Below are 16,585 nucleotides of genomic sequence, written 5' to 3' on the forward strand. Positions count from 1 at the left end.
CGCCAGCACCACCACGTCGGCGCGCAGCGCGGCGGCAACGGCCTGCTCGACGCCGTCCTGCAGCGCGGCTTCGAGGTCGCAGCCGGGGACGATTTCGAGCAGGCTCTCATCGCTGATCGCGGCGCGCACGCCGGCTTCCAGGGTGACGTAGCGCGACTTGTCGCCGAACAGGGTCCAGCAGCCTTCGATGTTCTCGCGGTCCTGCACGAACGGGCCGATCAGCGCGATCTTCTGACCGGCCTTGCGCAGCGGCAGCACGTTGCCTTCGTTCTTCAACAGCACGATGGAACGGCGGGCGACGTCGCGCGACAGTTCGTCGTGCGCGGCAATGTGCGAGGTGTCGGCTTCGCGGGCGAGGTCGAGCGAACGGTAGGGGTCGTCGAACAGGCCGATCGCTTCCTTCAGGTTGAGGATGCGGCGCACCGATTCGTCGAGCGTGGCCATCGGCACTTCCCCGCTTTCGACCAGGCCCGGCAGGTGGTCGGCATAGAAGCCGCTCTGCATGCTCAGGTCAAGACCGGCGGTGAACGCCTTGGCGGTGGCGTCGCGGTCATCAGCAGCGTAGCCGTGCGCGACCAGTTCCATGTCGGCGGTGTAGTCGGAGATGACCACGCCGGGGAAGTTCCACTCGCCGCGCAGGATGTCGGTCAGCAGCTCGGCATTGGCGCTGGCGGGCACGCCGTTGATGTCGTTGAAGGACGACATGACGGTGATCGCGCCGGCGTCGAAGGCCGCCTTGAACGGCGGCAGGTGCACGTCGCGCAGGGTCTGCGGCGAGATGTCGACCATGTTGTACTCCATGCCGGCCATCACCGCGCCGTAGGCGGCGAAGTGCTTGGGCGTGGACAGCAGCGCGTCGTGCGCGCGCAGGTCAGTGCCCTGGAAGCCGCGCACGCGGGCGGCGGCAAACGCACAGCCCAGCACCACGTCTTCGCCGGCCCCTTCGGCACCACGGCCCCAGCGCTGGTCGCGGGCGATGTCCACGGCCGGTGCATAGGTCCAGTGCAGGCCACCGGCGGTGGCTTCCACCGCGGTGGCGCGGGCGGTGCGCTCGGCCAGGTCGGGTTCGAAGCTGGCTGCTTCGCCGAGCGGGATCGGGAACACGGTGCGCATGCCATGGATGACGTCGGCGGCCAGGATCACCGGAATGCCGAGGCGGCTTTCTTCCACCGCGACCTGCTGGATGCGGCGGCCGGCTTCCACGCCGACGCCGTTGAACAGCGAGCCGACCTTGCCCTCACGGACCTGCTGCAGCACCTGGTCGGCGTTGCGCACGTTCGCTTCGGGGTTCACGTCCGGGGCGAACGGCCGAACCATGTCAGCGAACACACCCAGCTGGCCGACTTTTTCTTCGACGGTCATCTGGGAAATGAGGGTTTCGATGCGATCGGAGGCCACCGGCGGTCCTTATGAAAACGTTTACAAGGCCGGGATTCTAGCGTCCCCGGCCCCGTTGTGAGTGATTTTGACGTTCATTTTTTTCCCGCAGGGGGAAAAACCCGACGCAGCGCACGCTGCGCCGGGCGGCACGGAAGCTTACTCCGTCGGGGACCGTACGGTCTGTGCGGTCATCAGCATGGCATCGCTGGAGGCCTGGAACACCCGCAGCCCGAACGCCGGCAGGATCGCCAGCAGGTGGTCGAACACGTCCGACTGCACGCCTTCGTACTCGCCCCAGGCGGTGCTGCGGGTGAAGCAGTAGATCTCCAGCGGCAGGCCTTCGGTGGTGGGCTGCAGCTGCCGTACCAGCAGGGTCATGTCCGTATGGATGCCGGGATGGCGGCGCAGGTAGCGCTCGACATAGGCGCGGAAGGTACCGAGGTTGGTGACCCGGCGCGCGTTGACCGCGTCCAGGCCCTGCGCCTGCAGCTGGGCGTTGTGCTGGTCCAGCTCCTCCTGCTTTTCACGCAGGTAGTCGCCCAGCACGCTGAACTGCTCGAGCCGGTCCACCGCCGCTTCGTCGAGGAAGCCCACGCTGTGCTGGTCCAGGTACAGCGCGCGCTTGATCCGGCGGCCGCCGGCTTCCTGCATGCCGCGCCAGTTCTTGAACGACTCGGTGACCAGCTTCTTGGTCGGGATGGTGGTGATGGTCTTGTCGAAGTTCTGCACGGTGATGGTGTGCAGGGCGATGTCGATGACGTCGCCGTCGGCGTTCTGGCTGGGCATTTCGATCCAGTCGCCCAGCCGCACGCGGCCGTCGCCGCTGATCTGCACGCTGGCGACCAGCGACAGGATGGTGTCCTGGAAGATCAACATCAGCACCGCGGTGGCTGCACCCAGGCCGGTGACCAGTGGTCCGAGCTTCACCCCGAGCAGGGTGGCCACGATGGACAAGCCGGCAATGACGAACACCACGATCTTGACCACCTGCAGGTAACCCTTGATCGGCTTGTTGCGGGCATCGGGGCGGCGTTCGTAGAATTCGTTGGCGGCGTCGAGCGCGTGCGAGACGGCCAGTGCCACGGTGAGCACGGCCCAGGCGCGGCAGGCCGCGATGACGAAGGCGACCAGGTCCGGCGGCAGGTCGGGGACGATGCGGATGCCGGCGGCCAGGACCATGCTGGGCACCACGTTGGCCAGGCGCGAGATGACCCGCAGGTTGCTGCCTTGTTCGCGGCCGGGGGTGTTGCCGCCGGGCAGGCGGGCGACCAGTTTGCGCAGGCCGCGCAGCAGAATCTTCTTGGTGACGAAGTTGGCCAGCCAGGCGGCCAGGATCAGGGCGGCGAGGACGACCGCGGTGTAGGCCCAGGGCCAGGGTTCCAGGGTTTGTTGCAGGCCTTCCAGCCATTGCACAGCGATTACCGCATCAACCATCGTTTCGGGTGCTCCCTCGTTCAATAATCACGCCAACGGCCTTGGCCCCGCGCACGGCACCGGGCTTGCTGAGCTTCAGGCGCAGCCACTGCACGTTGAATTCGCGCAGCACGATCTCGGCGATGCGTTCGGCCAGGGTTTCGACCAGGCCGAAGTCGGATTCGCGCACGAACTGCTCGATGCGCTTGCTCACGGCCTTGTAGTTCAGGGTGTCGGCAATGTCGTCGCTGGCCGCGGGCTTGCGGTTGTCAAAGCCCATTTCCAGGTCGAAACGCAGGGTCTGGCGGATGCGCCGCTCCCAGTCGTAGATGCCGATCAGGGCGTCCACTTCCAGCCCTTCGATGAATACCTTGTCCATAGTCATGCCATATGAAATATGGGGGCCATGGTACCGGGGTGCCTCCGTCCCTGCAGGCAACGCCCGGTAGTGCCGGCCGCTGGCCGGCAACCCGACAACGCCTGATCGTGCGTAAAGCCGGGCTTGCCCGGCTTTCCAACACCGCGCGATCGGCCGGCACAGCCGCGTAGAGCCGGGCTTGCCCGGCTTTCCGACACCGCGCGATCGGCCGGCACAGCCGGGCAAGCCCGGCTCTACATGGCCATCCGACATTTGGCGGTCGGCCGGTCATACGGCCGGCCCCTTTTTACACCGCCGGTGAGGTGGTTCTGGTTCACGGCACTACCGCCGCTTGAGCGAACTGAATGCGACTTGCCCTGCCCTTCTGATTTCTTCGGATGTGAGGAGGACCGCTTTCCTGCTGGTTCCACCTGCGAGATCGCTCAATCGCCCCGAAGCCGAGGATCGGTCCATGATCCGGGCATTCGCGGCCCGGACCGCACGCAAGGTTATGAACTCTTTCAGATCTCGGTTGGACATGGAGGACTCCCTTAGCCAGATCCACATGCTGGCAAGAAACGGTATGGAAAAGTGAGCAGTCCGATCCATTATCAATTTCGTCAATCGGACCGCCAGCCGTAGAGCCGGGCTTGCCCGGCTTTCCGACGCCGCGCGATCGGCCGGCCAGCCGGGCAAGCCCGGCTCTACATGGCTTTCCGACATTGTGGTCGGCCGGTCATAAGGCCGGCATGGCAGGCAATCCGGCATGACGTGATAGGCCGAATTGGCGGCCAGAGCCCGGTTTTACACCGCGGGCAGCGTGGCCATGTCCCAGCGCGGGGTGACCTGCACCTGCGGCGGGTTGTGCTGCCCGGCTTCCAGGCGCAGGGCACCGGCGAAGGCAATCATGGCGCCGTTGTCGGTGCACAACGCGGGGCGCGGGAAGCAGACCCGGCCGCCACGGCGGCGGGCCATTTCGTCCAGGCGGGCGCGCAGGCGGCGGTTGGCCCCGACGCCGCCGGCGACCACCAGCACGTCGCAGCCGGCCGCATCCAGGGCGCGGTCGCACTTGATCGCCAGGGTCTCGACCACGGCATCTTCAAAGCCACGGGCGATGTCGGCGCGGGTGGTCTCGCTCTGGTCGCTGTCGCGCCAGGCCATCAGGACCTGGGTCTTGAGGCCGGAGAAACTGAAATCCAGCCCGGGACGGTCGGTCATCGGCCGGGTGAACTTATAGACGCCCGGGGTGCCGCGTTCGGCCAGGGCGGCCAGCTGCGGGCCACCGGGGTACGGCAGGCCCATCAACTTGGCGGTCTTGTCGAAGGCCTCGCCGGCGGCGTCGTCCAGGGTCTCGCCGAGCAGGCGGTACTGGCCGATGCGGTCGACCGCGACCAGCTGGGTGTGCCCGCCGGACACCAGCAGGGCCACGAACGGGGGTTCCGGCGGGTCGTCTTCCATCAGCGGGGCCAGCAGGTGGCCTTCCATGTGGTGCACGCCCACGGCGGGGACTTCCAGCGCCCAGGCAAGTGAACGGGCCACGCCCGCGCCGACCAGCAGCGCGCCGACCAGGCCGGGGCCGGCGGTATAGGCCACCCCGTCGATGTCGTTCACGCCCAGCCCGGCCTCGGCCAGGGTCTGGCGGATCAGCGGCAGCAGTTTGCGCACGTGGTCGCGGCTGGCCAGCTCAGGCACCACCCCGCCGTATTCGGCGTGCAGGGCGATCTGGCTGTACACCGCATGGGCGCGCAGGGCTTCCGGGCCGGTCAGTGCGGTGTCGTACACCGCCACGCCGGTCTCATCGCAGGATGATTCGATACCAAGGACTCGCATGCCTGCTATTATGGACCTCTTGCGGCCCCGGCAGCGTCATTGCCCGGGTGCCCTTGTTCCTCCTCGTGGCCGGATATTCGCCAGGGAGGGTTGCAACTTCCTTGTTCGCCGCTATAATGTGCGGCTCTCACCGGGCGTGACCCGGTTCTACTGTGTCCGGAGATTCCATGCCCAGCGTCAAAGTCCGCGAGAACGAGCCCTTCGAGTTTGCGCTCCGTCGCTTCAAGCGCACCTGCGAAAAGGCCGGCGTTCTGGCCGAAACCCGCAAGCGCGAGTTCTATGAAAAGCCGACCCAGGAGCGCAAGCGTAAGGCTGCTGCCGCTGTGAAGCGTCAGCTGCGCCGCTCGTCGCGCGACGTCACCAAGCGTCAGCGCCTGTACTGATCGGACGCACTTCGATGCGACAGGCTTGACCTGTCGCGGCGGAGCCGAAGCCGGAACGCGCGAGCGTTACCGGCTTTTTGCGTTTCTACCCTATTCACCCAACCGAGGTGTTCCATGAGCCTGAAACAGCAGCTCACCGATGACATGAAAGCGGCCATGAAGGCCGGCGAAAAGCACAAGCTGGGCGTGATCCGCCTGATCAATGCCGCCATCAAGCAGAAGGAAGTGGACGAGCGCATCGAACTGGATGACACCGCCGTCATTGCCGTGCTGGACAAGATGGTCAAGCAGCGCAAGGACTCGATCACCCAGTACGACGCTGCCAACCGCGACGACCTGGCACAGATCGAGCGCGACGAACTGGTGGTGATCGACAGCTACCTGCCGGCCAAGATGGGCGAAGCCGAGATCGTGGCTGCCATCCAGGCGGCGATTGCCGAGACCGGTGCCAGCAGCCCGGCCGACATGGGCAAGCTGATGGGCGCGCTGAAGCCGAAGCTGGCGGGCCAGGCTGACATGGGCCTGGTGTCGAAGCTGGTGAAGCAGCAGTTGGGTTGATGTGAGATTTGCGTGGGCCGGCCAACGGCCGGCGCTACCGGAAGGGCATCGCCTGATGAGGGCGGTGCCTTTTTTTGTTTTCACCGGGCCTTTGAGTGCAGGCTGCTAGAACAGGGCCATGGTTGAAGACCCGCACGATCACAAAGGTATTCCGCTGCGCCTGCGCAAGTATGTGGACCGGCTGGAGCGCAGCTTTCCGGCGGCGGTGGGCAAGCGCTTCGTGGAAATCGACGTGCTGACCCAGGCGGCGTCGGTTTCGTTCTATGCCCTGCTTTCGATGGCCCCGCTGCTGGTGCTGCTGCTGTGGCTGACCGCTTCGCTATATCCACCGGCGCAGCAGGCACTCGTGGGGCAGATTGCCGATGTGGCCGGGTCGAGTGCGGCCAGCGTGGCCGACACGGTGCTGAAAAACGCTGACAACCAGCCGGATGTGGGCTCGCTGGCAGGTGTGTGGAGCACCCTGCTGCTGTTCATCGGTGCGACCGCCGTGTTCGCCCAGCTGCAGAACGCACTGAACCTGATCTTCAACACCAGCGGCGAGCGCCTGGAAGGCATCAAGGCCTGGCTGCGCAAGCGCGTGTTCTCCTTCGGCGTGGTGCTGGCGCTGGGCTTCCTGCTGATTCTGTCGATGACCGCCACGACCATGCTGCAGGTGGCCTTCGCGCAGCTGCCGTCGGTGCTTCCTGCCATTGGCTATTTGTCCACCCTGGTGCTGTACGCGGTGGGCTTTGCCTTCATGTACCACTACCTGCCCGACCGCCGGGTGGAGTGGCGGCAGGCATTCATTGGCGGGGTGATCACCTCGGCGCTGTTCGCGCTGGGCCGCTACGCGATCGGGGTCTACATCGCGACCGTGGCACCCGGCAGTGCCTACGGCTCAATGGGCGCGCTGGTGATCTCGCTGGTGTGGATCTACTACGCCACGGTGGTGTTCTTCGTCGGCGCACTGATGACCGCCGTGATCGACGAACGCCTGCGTGCGCGGAACCACCTGGCAAACGCCGGCATCCCCTGCCCGAAGCCGGGCGAGACCGTCGACAAGGGGTAAACTAGGCGGGCCCATGGCCCGTATCCCCGACGCTTTCATTGACGACCTGCTGGCCCGCTCCGACATTGTCGAAGTGGTGGGCAGCCGCGTGCCACTGAAGCGCCAGGGCAAGGAGTATGCAGCGCGCTGCCCGTTCCATGACGAGCGCTCGGCGTCGTTCACGGTTTCGCCCACCAAGCAGTTCTATCACTGCTTCGGCTGCGGCGCGCATGGCACCGCGATCAGCTTCCTGATGAACTACGACCGCCTCGAGTTCCTCGACGCGGTGGACGAGCTGGCCAAGCGCGTGGGCATGGAAGTGCCGCGCGACACCCAGCCGCGCAGCGCACAGCAGCAGGACGACAGCCGTGACCTGTACTCGGCGCTGGACGCGGCTTCGCGCTTCTTCCAGAAACAGATGGAAGGCAGCGACAAGGCACGCAGCTACCTCGACCAGCGCGGCGTGGATGAAGCCACCCGCACCCGGTTCTCGATCGGCTATGCGCCGGATGGCTACAGCGCGCTGAAGGACGCACTGGGCAAGGACGAGCGGCGGATGAAGCTGCTCGACCGCGCCGGGTTGTTCTCCAAAAACGATCGCGGTCATGTCTACGACAAGTTCCGCGACCGGGTGATGTTCCCTATCTTCGACCGCCGCGGCCGGGTGATCGCCTTCGGTGGCCGCGTGTTCGAGAAGGACGACGGCCCGAAGTACCTCAATTCCCCGGAAACCGCCCTCTTCCACAAGGGCCGCGAGCTGTACGGCCTGTGGCAGGTGCGCCAGGCCAACCAGAAGATCGAGCGGCTGATCGTGGTGGAAGGCTACATGGACGTGGTCTCGCTGTTCCAGTTCGGGGTCACCCAGGCGGTGGCCACGCTGGGCACGGCGACCACGCCGGACCACGCCGAGCTGCTGTTCCGCAACGCACCGGACGTGTACTTCTGCTTCGACGGTGACGCCGCCGGTCGCCGCGCCGGCTGGCGCGCGCTGGAGTCGGTGCTGCCGCGCATGAAGGATGGCCGCCAGGCGTTCTTCCTGTTCCTGCCCGACGGCGAAGACCCGGATACCATCGTGCGCAAGGAAGGCAGTGAAGCGTTCGACGCGCGCCTGAAGCAGGCCACGCCGCTTTCGCAGTTCTTCTTCGACGAGCTCACCCGCGAGATCAACATGGGCACGCTGGACGGCAAGGCGCGCCTGGCCGAGCGCGCGCGGCCGATGCTGGCGCAGATTCCGGATGGTGCGTTCGGCGACCTGATGAAGCAGCAGCTGGCCACGTTGACCGGGCTGGGGGCGGCGTCGTCCGCACCCGCCCAGCCCTCGCGGCCACCGCCGCGTGTGGTGGCCCCGGCGCAGAAGCGCAGCCTGGTGCGCGCGGCGATTGCGATCCTGCTGCAGCAGCCCTCGCTGGCCATGACCCTGCAGGGCCACCAGATCAATGGACTGCGCCTGCCGGGCGTGGAACTGCTGCTGGAACTGCTGGGGCTGGTGGAACAGCGCCCGGACATCAGCACCGGCGCGCTGCTGGAGCACTTCGACGGCCGCGAGGAACAGGCTTCGCTGCACAAGCTGGCCGCGCAGACGCTGCCGGGCGACGACGCGATCTGGACCCAGGAGTTGCATGACGCAGTGGCCCAGCTGGAAAAACAGCTGCTGATGCAACGCCTGGAGGAGCTTCAGGCAAAGCAGCGCCAGCAGGGTCTGGACGATACTGACAAATACGAGTTGCGTGAGCTGTTGAAGGCCCGCGCGGCATTGCGATGACACTGCAACGGACCCACTGACGATGACGCATTGGTGGTCGCGCCTGCGACCGGACAACTTCACCCTGGCCCTGCTGTGCACCGTGTTGCTGGCCTCGTTCCTGCCGATGCGCGGTGCTGCGGCGATGGTGCTGGATGATGTGACCGATGTGGCCATCGCGGCCCTGTTCTTCCTGCATGGCGCGCGCTTGCCACGTGAATCGATCGTCGCGGGGCTGCTGCACTGGCGGCTGCACCTGACCATTCTGGCCTGCACCTTCGTGCTGTTCCCGCTGTTGGGACTGGCGTTCAAGCCGCTGCAGGGCTGGTTGTTGACCCCGGAGCTGTACATCGGCGTGCTGTTCCTGTGCACGCTGCCGTCCACCGTGCAGTCGTCGATTGCATTCACCTCGATGGCCGGCGGCAACGTGCCGGCAGCGGTGGTGAGTGCATCGTTGTCGAGCATCCTGGGCGTATTCCTGACCCCGCTGCTGCTGACGCTGCTGGCCGGCACCTCCGGCGGCATGCACAACCCCGGGCAGGCGATCGTGAGCATCATGCTGCAGCTGCTGGTGCCGTTCGTCGCCGGCCACCTGCTGCGGCCGTGGATTGCCGGCTGGGTACAGCGCCAGCGCGCGCTGCTGCGCTACACCGACCAGGCCACGATTCTGCTGGTGGTGTATTCGGCGTTTGGCGAAGCGGTGAATGAAGGGCTGTGGAGCAAGACGCCGGTGTTGTCGCTGCTGGGCGTGGCGCTGGTGGCCGCGGTGCTGCTGGGCGTGGCGATGCCGTTGATCACGCTGCTGGCGCGGCGGATGGGCTTCAACCGCGCCGACGAGATCACCATTGTGTTCTGCGGCTCGAAGAAGAGCCTGGCCACGGGCGTACCGATCGCCAAGGTGTTGTTCGCCGGCGGCAGCCTGGGCGCGATCGTGCTGCCGGTGATGATCTACCACCAGATCCAGTTGATCGTGTGTGCGGTGATTGCGAAGCGATATGCGCGGACGGCACCGGCGCAGGATGCGGTGCCGCCAAGGCGTTGACCGATTCGACAACGGTCTTGGGAGGGCGCCTGGGGTGTTTTTTGGGCTTTGGTAGAGGCGGTCGATAGACGCCTGCCGATAACGGTGATCGGTGCTTTGACGCATGGACCCTGCCGGGCCAACGGCTTCGTGCATGCGCAATGCCCTACCGCGCGATGCACCGTTATCGGCGGTCGACTGTCGTGCGACCCTACCAGGCGCATCGCAGGACCGCCCGACGGGCGGTCCTGCCAACCCCGTCAGTCCCTCACTGCTGCCGCAATCTGTTGCAGCACGTCGACTTTGCGCTGTACGTCGCCTTCGCCCGTGGCGATCAGCGTGTAGAGCTTGCTTTCTCCCGCCCAGATCAATGAGGCACGGCTTCGTCCTTGATCATCGGAGACCCGATCTAGCTGCGCCGGCTCCTGATTGACTTTGGTGTTCTGCAACTCCGCAATCACCTCAATGGTCGAACCGGGTGCACGGAAGTTGTCCTCGTTGAACTCAACGATTCCGACACCATCCAGCCGATAGAACCGGGTCAGCCCGGTAGACTTGAGGCCGTTCAACGCACCGCTCGGCTCCATCCCGATCAGTTCGGCAGCGCCCAGCAGCGTGCCTCGGAGGTTCGTCGGCGGCGAAGGCAATCGACCGCGCAGTTCCGCGTTCGAACGCACGGTCTTTGGGAGCGAAGAAAGCATCTCTGCTTGCGAAGGGATCTCACCTGCAGAAACACGCTTAACTCCGGCTCGGCTACGCGCCATCTCCGCACGGAAGTGCCGTTTCACTTCCTCCGGCGCGTCCAACTCAGACAGAGAAATGACACGGTACGTGCCTTCGGACTCAAAGCTGCGAGGGACAGGCGCATCTTCCTGAAGCGCGGCTCGCATCACGCGCTCACTGAGCCACCGACCGACAGCTTCGTTGTCATCCTGAGAGGCGTGACCTGAGGCACTGAACAGGGTCCCTGCAATCAACACGGAAAGAGTTGGCAATTTCATCATTTTCACCACTCAGTTAGGTTGCAGTTGGTTGCGTACGTGTTCTTGGTATGCACGAGATTCCGGAATATCCACGTGTGGTAACCCGTTACGGTGATGCGCTCGTTGTGCGACTGATCACCTGCGCGGAACCGCCATGAAAATCCGCCATTGTTGGGCGCACCCAAGGTGTGTCTCGGTTTCAGCTCACCCTGCGCATGATGTGTACTTGCGGCAGATCCCTGCATCTTTCTGAACAGGGGCCGGTCATACGTTATTGATTCATTGACAAACAACAGGCAGTTGGCGCGGCTGATCGCTTTCATCGCTGCAGATGCTTCTGCACTGGAGAACACTCCAAGGCCAAGCACACCGACCGCAACGATGATTCTTGCAAACGTCATTGGAACTCCATTTGGTTACGCGAGACATATCTCGCGCCCTCTGTTCTAGGAAGGTTAGATTGATGGAGTTGAGAATCAGTTCTCAGTTCACTTCCGCAAGCTGACGACTACCGTTTGCCACGGCAAATCCCTACAGGTGGAGATGCCCCATGCGTCGCTGTATGACGCAGTTAACTCGCTGTGGGCTCGATCATGGCAATACCACCCTTCAATCGCATGTCGTAATTGGGCAGCATGTGCGCGGAATCGTCGTTGACCGAGCAGAGTCCACGACTAACCAAGCGACGATGGCGTTGGTAGAGGCGGTCGATAGACGCCTGCCGATAACGGTGATCGGCGCTTTTACGCATGGACCCTGCCGGGCCAACGGCTCCGTTCATGCGCAATGCCCTACCGCGCGATGCACCGTTATCGGCGGTCGACTGTCGTGCGACCCTACCGGCGACCCGCGCCATCGTGGCCGTGACACACCGCCGAGATGAACGCGTCGCCACGCGCCCGGGCAAAGAAATGCCGATGCGCAACAGGCCGTCAGATATCCGCGTCCAACAACCGGGCCACGGTGAAGCGCGGCAGGAGTACCCACAGGTCGTAATCACGATCTGAGTTGGTGTAGGCCCTCGGCGATGCAGCGTCGCGGGTGATCAGGTTGCGCGTACCGCACTTCCGGTATCCCATGCACGCCCAGAACTCACCGCGCTGTGCCTCGATGCGGACGTTGTAGAGCGGCAAGTCGGTCAGAAGCGCGGTGGCCGGCGGGTAGTCGATCAGGCCGTAGCTCTCGCGACTTCCGTGCATGTTGCCGGTGAGCACGATCATTCGGCCGTTCGCCGGCAACGTCTGGAATCCCGCACGCAGCGTCTTGGCCATGTCGGCGTCGCGTGCCCCGGGAGCACGCTCTCCGGTGGGATTGGCGTCGAAGCCGACCACCGTGACCTCCCTGCCCTGCGCACGCAGCGCACGTGCCGCCTCGATCAGGTCGAGCATGTCCTGGCTGCGGCGGCCGTCGTGGAGGTGGTCTTTGACGTTCCAGTAGGGCGAGCGCCGCAGGGCCTGCTTGGCCGCCGCGTCGCCGGTCGACGCCATGTAGGTGGCGAGTACGGCGTTCTCTTTGGTCGGTAGTTCCAGTGCCAGCTGCACGGGGGTGTCATTGCCGGTGTAGTGCGTCAGCAACGCCTGCACCAGCAGCGGGGTTTCGCGCGTGCCGTGCAGTTCGCCGAGCACCAGCAGGCGATGGTCGCCGGCATGGGTACCGATCTGTGCAGCGGTGTCCTGATACACGTCCGGCAAAGCGGCGTGGGAGAGGGAGGGAGCGAGTGCGAGGAGGAGTGCTGCGATCCAGCGTTTGCCTTTCATGCCGTTCGATCCTTGGTCGGTCAGAACAGCAATGGTGGCGAACGGAAGGGATGCAAGGGGGGGCCGGATGCGCGCGGCAATGATGGCATTGGTAGAGGCGGTCGATAGACGCCTGCCGATAACGGTGATCGGCGCATTGACGCATGGACCCTGCCGGAGGGACGCCTCCGTTCCGAGGTCATGCCCTACCGGGCGATGCACCGTTATCGGAGGTCGACTGTCGTGCGACCCTACCAAAGCAGACCAAGCACGTCCCGAGGATTGCGCGCGCCCCGAAAATCACGCAGACCGCGCAGACCGCGCACGGCCTGTACATCGTGCGCACCGGGAACGGCGCGCGCCATTACAACCAGGGCAGCATCCAGTGGTCGACCATCAGGAAGGCGAACAGCGCCATCAGGTAGACGATGGAGTAGCCAAACATCTTCATCGAGAACAGTTCGTCCGGCGGATTGAGCATGCGCCAGGCATACCAGACGAACACAGCGTTCAACACCACCGCACCGCCAAGGTAAAACAGCCCGCTCATGCCGACGACGACCGGCAGGATGGCGACAATCGCCAATACGATCGAATACACCAGGATCGACTTGCGGGTGTAGAGCACGCCATGCGTGACCGGCAGCATCGGGATCTTGGCCTTGGCGTAGTCCTCGCGGCGGAAGATCGCCAATGCCCAGAAATGCGGCGGGGTCCAGATGAAGATGATCAGCACCAGCAGCGAGGCATACACCCAGTCCATCGGGCCCTGCATGCCGGTGATCGCGGCCCAGCCAAGCATCGGCGGGGTGGCACCGGCGAGGCCGCCGATGACGATGTTCTGCGAGGTGGCACGCTTGAGGTACACGGTGTAGATCACCGCGTAGCCGATCAACGAGGCGAAGGTGAGCACGGCGGTGATGACGTTGACCCACACCACCAGGAGGGTCATCGACAGGACGATCAGCACGCTGGCAAACACCAGTACCTGCCACGGCTTGACCTTGCCCACTACCAGCGGACGCCACGAGGTGCGCGCCATCTGCGCGTCGATCTGGGCATCCAGCAGTTGGTTGATGGCGGCGGCCGCGGAGGCGGCCAGCCAGATGCCCAGGAAGCCGAGTGCGCCGGTCAGCGCCTGCTGCGCGGTCGGCAGGCCGGGAATGGCCAGGAACATGCCCACCAGCGCGGTGAACACGATCAGGGCGACGACTTTGGGCTTGGTCAGGTCCCAGTACTGGCGAACGCTCACGGGAGAGGCTCCCCGGTTGCGGTGGCCAGCCGGGCAGAGCCCGGCTCTACCTTGTCGTCCACATCGCGCGAGGCGTCGACCGGCGCACGCATCCGCGCCAGCAACGTCACCAGCACGAACAGCAACGCCACCGCGCCACCGCTGTGCGCCACGGCTACTTCCAGCGGCAGGGCCAGCTTCACGTTGAGGATGCCCAGGGTGATCTGCAGCACCACCAACACGCCCAGTGCGGTCGCCCAGCCACGCATGCTCGGCAGGCGGAACAGACGGAACGAGAGCCACAGCAGGTACACGGCCACGATCACCGCGAACATGCGATGCGCCATCTGGATGGCGATGCGCGAGGCACCGTCGAGGACGCCCCCTTCGTAATCCACACCGATGCCACGCCACAACGTGAAGCCTTCCTGGAAGTTGTGCGGCGGCCACCACTGGCTGACACAGCGCGGGAAGTTGTCGAGCGAGGCGCTGCCGCCGCCACAGGCGAGCGCGGCGTAGTTGGCGCTGACCCAGCCGCCCAGCGCGATCTGCACCACCAGCACGGCCACGCCAACGCGCAGCAGGTTCTTCAGGGTGGGCGCTTCGACCAGGGTGATCGGCATGTGGGTGGCCCGCCACGCCATCCACACCAGCAGCCCGAACATCAGCATGCCGCCGAGCAGATGGCCCATGACCACGATGGGCTTGAGCAGCAGGGTGACCGTCCACATGCCGAGCAGCGCCTGGAAGATCACCACGGCCAACGTGAGCAGCGCCGCGCGTGAGAGGTCGATGTTGTTCCAGCGCAGCGCGGCGATCAGCAGGACCACCTCGCCGAGCACGGCGATGATGCTGGCCGGCACATGGTGCCCCATCATGTACAGCGGGATGCCGGCGGCCACCAGCACACAGGCGGTGACCACGGCGGTGCTGCCCCAGCGGCGGCGGCGGGTGGCCAGCAGTGCCAGGGTGAGGATCTCGATGCCGAGCGCGCCGGCCAGAAAACGGTGCACCTGCTCGCGCCAGGCCTTGTGGGTTTCCAGCGGGCGGATCTGGGTGGCGACATGGTCGGCCACTTCGGCGGCGTGCTGCGGCCACGTAACGCGGCCATAGCAGGTCGGCCAGTCCGGGCAGCTCAGCCCGGCATCAGACAGGCGCACGAAGGAGCCGAACATGATGGTGCTGGCCGTCATGATCAGGGCGAACCACGCCAGACGGTGGAAATTGCGGTGCAGCGCCGGGCGCGCGGTGGGGTTCATCAAACGGAACTCACTTCAGTTTCAACAGCGTGGCCATGTCCTTGCGCAGACCGGCCAGTTCGAATCCCGGCGCATACCGCATGAGCACGAACCCGTTCGGGTCGACCACATACACAGGCGTGCCGGCGGCATCGTCCACACCCGGCAACACGGCGCGCAGCTCCGGCTGGGGCTGCAGCGCGCGCAGGGCGGGCAGGCCCTGGACCTCGGCCGGCGGCGTACCCAGCCACAGGATCTCGACATTATCGGCCCTATGCCCGAACAGCTGCCACACCTTGGCCAAGTCCTGCGACAAAGTGACGCACTCGGCGGCGCAGCCGGGGGCCGGAGCGACCAGGATGCGCCAGACCTGGGATTCGGACTTCCACGGGTAGGGTTGGCCGCTGGCCAGGGTGGGCGGCAGCGCGCGCACGTCCAGGTGCGGTTCGATCATCTGCCCGGTATTGCGGTGGGCAGCGGGTTCCCAGCCGGAAAAGCGCAGCACGCCGGCCAGTGCGACGGCCCCGAAGAACAGGCCGAACAGGGCGACCAGGGTCCAGCGGCCGCGGTTGCGGGCTTTCAGCTGTTCCGGGGTGATGGCATTCATGGGTGGGATTTTCGCATGTTGAGGGGGAATGGGAGGGTGGTTCGGGCTGGGTCGCGAAGAGCCAGCCGGGCAAGCCCGGCTCTACGGGGCATGGCGGTGGCGACGCCACTCCAATACAAGCGCCACCACGAGTACGGTCAGGGCCAGCCCGAACCACTGCACCGCATACCCAAGATGGCGGCTGGGCGGCATGGTGTTGGGCAGCAGCTCCAGGTCACGGGCATAGCCGCCGGGCAACGTGGGGTCCAACCGCAATACGGAATAGGGCAGCGCAGCCTCCAGCTCCAGCGCCGCCGCCACCTCCTGCGGCGGCATCCGGCTGGCCAGCCACACCTCCGGCTGTCCGGTGGCGGTGATCGCCGGGCCGACCGCCAGCCCCGGCGCGGGCGGCGGAGCCAGCAGGCCGCCCAGCCGGGTCGGACCAGATCGCGGCGTGATGACCGGCACGGTCCGATCCGCCGGCATCGGCAACCAACCCAGGTCCACCAGCACCACCGCACCGCCGTCGCTGCGGAACGGCTGGTAGACCTTCAGCCCGGCCCGACCTTCACGCATCTGGTTGTCCAGCAGCACGGTGCCGGGCAGGAACCGCCCCTCGTCCTCCACCCAGCGCAGCTGCGGTGGCGCAGCCAGCGCCGGTCCCAATGCCAGGGTCTGGGCACGGGCGGGAACCTCCTGGTCCAACAGCGCCTGCTTCTGCTCCATGCGCTGCAGTTGCCAGCGGCCGAGCAGGCAGAACACCGTCATCAACAGAACGGCGGCCACCCAGCCGATCAGGCGCGTGTGCTGGCGCATCATGACAATCGGCCACAAACGCGGTGAACTACGTCAACCCGCCCTGCCCTCGAGCCGCGCATGAATGATTCGTTGAAGACCCTGCTGGTAATCGCGTTTCTGATCGTCATCGTCTGGAATCTGGGCGCAGGGCTGTATTACCTGCTGGTGGACCGGGGCCAGACCAAGCGCACCGTCAATGCACTCACCCGCCGCATTGCCCTGTCGGTGGCACTGATCGCGCTGGTGGCGATCGGCATCTACACCGGCTGGATCAAGCCGCACGGGATCGGCGGCTGATCCTT

Annotated in this window: 17 protein-coding genes; 6 read left to right on the top strand and 11 right to left on the bottom strand. The window is 65.5% G+C overall.

The genetic code is table 11. The features are described from left to right. The 4 genes from EGJ34_RS09510 to tsaD form a co-directional block, all read right to left on the bottom strand. The coding region (locus tag EGJ34_RS09510; RefSeq protein ID WP_185750129.1) for a glycoside hydrolase family 3 N-terminal domain-containing protein at positions 1 to 1,398 on the bottom strand (1,398 nt) is incomplete at its 3' end. A gap of 138 nt (positions 1,399 to 1,536) precedes the next feature. Then, positions 1,537 to 2,814: a mechanosensitive ion channel domain-containing protein gene (locus EGJ34_RS09515; protein WP_125360253.1), complete on the bottom strand. Its 1,278-nt coding sequence runs from the start codon at positions 2,812 to 2,814 to the stop codon at positions 1,537 to 1,539. Next, entirely contained in the window at positions 2,807 to 3,172 is a 366-nt protein-coding gene (gene folB, locus EGJ34_RS09520) for a dihydroneopterin aldolase (protein WP_125360254.1), read from the bottom strand. Before folB ends, EGJ34_RS09515 begins: the two co-directional genes overlap by 8 nt. 783 nt (positions 3,173 to 3,955) lie before the next feature. After that, a complete protein-coding gene (tsaD, locus tag EGJ34_RS09525; protein ID WP_125360255.1) occupies positions 3,956 to 4,981 on the bottom strand; it encodes a tRNA (adenosine(37)-N6)-threonylcarbamoyltransferase complex transferase subunit TsaD in 1,026 nt (341 codons plus the stop codon). Positions 4,982 to 5,148: 167 nt separating this feature from the next. Between tsaD and rpsU the strand changes: the two genes are divergently transcribed. The 5 genes from rpsU to EGJ34_RS09550 all read left to right on the top strand — a co-directional run bounded on the left by rpsU (position 5,149) and on the right by EGJ34_RS09550 (position 9,732). After that, positions 5,149 to 5,364, top strand: a complete 216-nt coding sequence (rpsU, locus tag EGJ34_RS09530) for a 30S ribosomal protein S21 (RefSeq protein WP_002808376.1) — start codon at positions 5,149 to 5,151, stop codon at positions 5,362 to 5,364. 114 nt (positions 5,365 to 5,478) lie between these two features. Further along, entirely contained in the window at positions 5,479 to 5,922 is a 444-nt protein-coding gene (locus tag EGJ34_RS09535; protein ID WP_125360256.1) for a GatB/YqeY domain-containing protein, read from the top strand. 118 nt (positions 5,923 to 6,040) lie between these two features. Next, the gene (locus EGJ34_RS09540) at positions 6,041 to 6,970 is read left to right on the top strand and encodes a YihY/virulence factor BrkB family protein (RefSeq protein ID WP_125360257.1); all 930 of its coding nucleotides are present in this window, start codon (positions 6,041 to 6,043) and stop codon (positions 6,968 to 6,970) included. Positions 6,971 to 6,983: 13 nt separating this feature from the next. After that, positions 6,984 to 8,711 carry a DNA primase gene (dnaG, locus tag EGJ34_RS09545; protein ID WP_125360258.1) on the top strand — a complete coding sequence of 576 codons (1,728 nt, stop codon included), beginning with the start codon at positions 6,984 to 6,986 and terminating at the stop codon, positions 8,709 to 8,711. Between the two features lie 22 nt (positions 8,712 to 8,733). After that, positions 8,734 to 9,732: a bile acid:sodium symporter family protein gene (locus EGJ34_RS09550; RefSeq protein ID WP_125360259.1), complete on the top strand. Its 999-nt coding sequence runs from the start codon at positions 8,734 to 8,736 to the stop codon at positions 9,730 to 9,732. Between the two features lie 239 nt (positions 9,733 to 9,971). Here the strand turns inward: EGJ34_RS09550 and EGJ34_RS09555 are convergent, their stop codons facing one another. The 7 genes from EGJ34_RS09555 to EGJ34_RS09585 all read right to left on the bottom strand — a co-directional run bounded on the left by EGJ34_RS09555 (position 9,972) and on the right by EGJ34_RS09585 (position 16,304). After that, complete coding sequence (locus EGJ34_RS09555; RefSeq protein ID WP_125360260.1) at positions 9,972 to 10,712, bottom strand: hypothetical protein; 741 nt, start codon at positions 10,710 to 10,712, stop codon at positions 9,972 to 9,974. Positions 10,713 to 10,717: 5 nt separating this feature from the next. After that, complete coding sequence (locus tag EGJ34_RS09560) at positions 10,718 to 11,095, bottom strand: hypothetical protein (RefSeq protein ID WP_125360261.1); 378 nt, start codon at positions 11,093 to 11,095, stop codon at positions 10,718 to 10,720. Positions 11,096 to 11,626: 531 nt separating this feature from the next. Beyond that, a complete protein-coding gene (locus EGJ34_RS09565; protein ID WP_125360262.1) occupies positions 11,627 to 12,451 on the bottom strand; it encodes a calcium-binding protein in 825 nt (274 codons plus the stop codon). A 343-nt stretch (positions 12,452 to 12,794) separates the two neighbouring features. Continuing rightward, on the bottom strand, positions 12,795 to 13,682 hold the full coding sequence (gene cyoE / locus EGJ34_RS09570; protein WP_125360263.1) for a heme o synthase: 888 nt from the start codon (positions 13,680 to 13,682) through the stop codon (positions 12,795 to 12,797). Next, a complete protein-coding gene (locus EGJ34_RS09575; RefSeq protein ID WP_260476949.1) occupies positions 13,679 to 14,920 on the bottom strand; it encodes a COX15/CtaA family protein in 1,242 nt (413 codons plus the stop codon). Before EGJ34_RS09575 ends, cyoE begins: the two co-directional genes overlap by 4 nt. Before the next feature lie 10 nt (positions 14,921 to 14,930). Then, on the bottom strand, positions 14,931 to 15,506 hold the full coding sequence (locus EGJ34_RS09580; protein ID WP_125360264.1) for a hypothetical protein: 576 nt from the start codon (positions 15,504 to 15,506) through the stop codon (positions 14,931 to 14,933). 81 nt (positions 15,507 to 15,587) lie between these two features. After that, the gene (locus tag EGJ34_RS09585) at positions 15,588 to 16,304 is read right to left on the bottom strand and encodes an SURF1 family protein (RefSeq protein WP_125360265.1); all 717 of its coding nucleotides are present in this window, start codon (positions 16,302 to 16,304) and stop codon (positions 15,588 to 15,590) included. Between the two features lie 57 nt (positions 16,305 to 16,361). On the opposite strand from EGJ34_RS09585, the gene EGJ34_RS09590 reads away from it, so the two are divergent. Further along, positions 16,362 to 16,580: a twin transmembrane helix small protein gene (locus EGJ34_RS09590; RefSeq protein ID WP_125360266.1), complete on the top strand. Its 219-nt coding sequence runs from the start codon at positions 16,362 to 16,364 to the stop codon at positions 16,578 to 16,580. The last annotated feature ends 5 nt before the right edge of the window (positions 16,581 to 16,585 follow it).

Source organism: Stenotrophomonas sp. 278 (genome assembly GCF_003935715.1).
In the GTDB taxonomy this organism is placed as follows: Bacteria; Pseudomonadota; Gammaproteobacteria; order Xanthomonadales; family Xanthomonadaceae; genus Stenotrophomonas; species Stenotrophomonas maltophilia_AH.